The following is a 2,533-nucleotide window of genomic DNA, read 5'->3' as shown; positions in this document are numbered from 1 at the left end:
CGCCCGGCGCGCTTGCCATGAAACTACCCCCCGACTACCAATCTCAAACCGGCAGACTCTCATTATGAATGAGGGACGATCGGGGGGCAGGTCAGCCATCGTCCTCGGACCGATGGCGGACCTGGCTCGTCCTCGCTCAATCGGCTGACCTGGCTCTTGGAGATGGCGGTCCCACCCATGGCTTGTACGAGGTCGTCCATGGCCCGTGTCGAGACGCCATGCACATAGACTCCTGGATCACAGCCATCAGCGCCTTCTCGGTGGCCCTCCGAGGCTCCAGGAACGATGGGAAGTAGCTGCCCGTGCGTAGCTTCGGGATGCGCAGCTCGACGTTGCCCGCTCGGGTCTGCCAGTCCCGATCCCGGTAGCCGTTGCGCTGCGCCAGGCGCTCAGGGCTCTTCTCGCCATAGGCGGCGCCGGTCCGGCCGCCAACCTCGAGATCCATCAGGCGCTCGGCGGCAAAGCCGATCATCTCGCGCAGCAGATCCGCATCGCTGCTCTTCTCCACCAGCTCTCTCAGGTCCATCATGGGTTTGGTCATCGGAGTCGTCCCTCGGTTCAGGTTGGCGCTCGCAACCCGACCCTACCGAGAAACCCGATGACCGCCTCAGCTACACCACGCCTCGGGACACGATCTTCGATTGCGATCTCGCATGACCATGAAGAGCCCCGCGCCGACGGCGCGGGGCTCTTCATGGTCATCGTGTTGCTTCGGACGGCGTGAAGAGCGCGACTGAACCGCTGTCAGTGTAGACCCGAATCTCACTCGTGATGAACCCACGGTCGATCATCGAGAACTCGCGGCCGCCAATCGGCGCGCAGAGACCTGCGGAGAGTAGCGTCTGCATCTGACGCATATCGTCGTTGACTGCTGCAGAAATGAACTCGTCGAGTGCATCTTCAGTGATGCAGCCTACGAAGCCTTCTGGGATCTTGTCAGCCGCGACCGGGCCCGCCGCTGCAGCTGTGAGCGCCGCCACTCCGAAGATAGCACCAAATTTCATCGTAAATCTTCCATTTTCAATGCACCCCGAAACGGTATGGCATTCACTTCACTCGCCGATCAATTGAAATATCAGAAGTCTTGACGCAGCGCTCTCGACGCGCCGCGCATGAAGTCCGGGCTGTGATGCCCGTACACACGCTTGATCATGTTCACGTCTTTGTGCCCGAGCATGCCGGCCACCTCCCACAAATCGACCCCGTCGGCGACGGACCATGTGGCGGCGGTGTGGCGCAGGACGTGCGGCGTCACGTCGCGCGGGTTGAGCCCGGCCCGCACGACGGCCTCGCGGAAGCCTTTCGCGATGCTCTTCAGTCGAGCGCCGCGGAACTCGATGACGTGCCCGGTGACAGACCGGCGGCGGGCTTCTTTCAGCTCTTGCATGAGCGCCTCGCCCTCAATCCTGACGTGCGCCCTTCCCTTCTCTCGTGGCCCCCGTGCCGCACGACCAGATCCCGGAGCGACGGCTGGGCGATTACGAAGATCGATGAAGCCGCGCTGGAGATCGACGCTCGACCACTTCAAGTCGAGAAGCGCTTCATGACGTCCGCCCGTCGCGAGACCGAGGCGGATAAAAAGGCGGAGGTGCGGCGCCGTAGCTGACTCGATGAGCCGACGCGCTTCATCGCGGCTCAGGAAGACATCACGCGGCTCGCTCGCGGCGGGAAGCGCGAAGACGGGCACCGGCAGGCGCGTCAATCCGCGGTCCATAGCGATCTTCCACGCTGCTGAAACAGTCGCGATCTCTTGTCGTACGGTCGGCTCTGCAACGTCCTGCAGTCGCGACGCTGCGTACCGCTCAGACCATGGCCGGCCGATCTCTTCGAGCGGCTTCCACCCCTCGCTCGAGCGTAGCCTAGCGACGATAAAGCGCCACTTTTTCGACCACGTTTTCTCGTTCTGCCGCCGCCGCTCAACGTCATAGATGTCGAGGATGTCACCAAGCGTCGCGCCAGCCTTGCCGCCCGCGGCGCGGGCGTCTCCGCCGCGCTTGCCGATGTACTCAATAAGCGCCGACGTCGCGCGTCCACGATCCGTCTCACCTGTCGAGAACCGGCGCCGGCCGTCCCTGATGTGCCAAGATTCCCGGCCAGGAACCTGCACAAGATATGGTGTACGCTCTTCACTCATGCACTACTCGATGTGTCTCGAGAGGATCGACATGACCTCGCCGGCGATTTCGGCAGGCAGGTCAGCGGAGATGTCGAGCCGGACAAAACCCGGCCGGCCCGCGGCCGGTCGTATCGTGAACGGCGGCGGCGATGTCTCTTCACCATTGATGTCGTCGTAGTCGCGGTGCACGTCGATCTCGCGCACATCGACACCGAACGCCTTGGCTATCGCGAGCAGCTTCGGCTGCGGCGGCAGCGTCTTGCCGAGCATGTACCGCCCGTATGCGTCCCGCTGAAGGCCGGCGCGGCGTGCGACCTCCGCCTGGGATGCTGCCGGTCCCGTGGACACGACGATAAGATCGTGACCATGGGATTGGAGTTTTCCGATGAAGAGACGAACATTCAGCCGCGAGTTCAA

The 2,533-nt window shown here is 63.1% G+C and carries 3 protein-coding genes and 1 pseudogene; all 4 read right to left on the bottom strand.

The genetic code is table 11. The features are described 5' to 3' along the window. Positions 1 to 128: 128 nt before the first annotated feature. Positions 129 to 541, bottom strand: a pseudogene (locus tag DFP88_RS16740) (transposase); the annotation flags it as partial. Positions 542 to 698: 157 nt separating this feature from the next. Beyond that, positions 699 to 1,004, bottom strand: coding sequence for a hypothetical protein (locus tag DFP88_RS16735; protein WP_110815833.1), 306 nt, complete (start codon positions 1,002 to 1,004; stop codon positions 699 to 701). 71 nt (positions 1,005 to 1,075) lie between these two features. After that, positions 1,076 to 2,134, bottom strand: a complete 1,059-nt coding sequence (locus tag DFP88_RS16730; protein ID WP_110815832.1) for a tyrosine-type recombinase/integrase — start codon at positions 2,132 to 2,134, stop codon at positions 1,076 to 1,078. A gap of 3 nt (positions 2,135 to 2,137) precedes the next feature. Next, positions 2,138 to 2,533 (bottom strand): helix-turn-helix domain-containing protein (locus DFP88_RS16725; protein WP_181418701.1); only part of this gene is annotated, 396 nt, incomplete at its 5' end.

Origin of the sequence: Pseudoroseicyclus aestuarii (assembly GCF_003217255.1) — a bacterium.
In the GTDB taxonomy this organism is placed as follows: Bacteria; Pseudomonadota; Alphaproteobacteria; order Rhodobacterales; family Rhodobacteraceae; genus Pseudoroseicyclus; species Pseudoroseicyclus aestuarii.
This window is presented reverse-complemented; position numbering and strand designations above follow the sequence as displayed.

What these genes read in the sequence shown, in the direction of transcription:
- DFP88_RS16730 (WP_110815832.1), bottom strand. Translation starts at nt 2,134, where the DNA reads ATGAGTGAAGAGCGTACACCATATCTTGTGCAGGTTCCTGGCCGGGAA.
- DFP88_RS16735 (WP_110815833.1), bottom strand. Translation starts at nt 1,004, where the DNA reads ATGAAATTTGGTGCTATCTTCGGAGTGGCGGCGCTCACAGCTGCAGCG.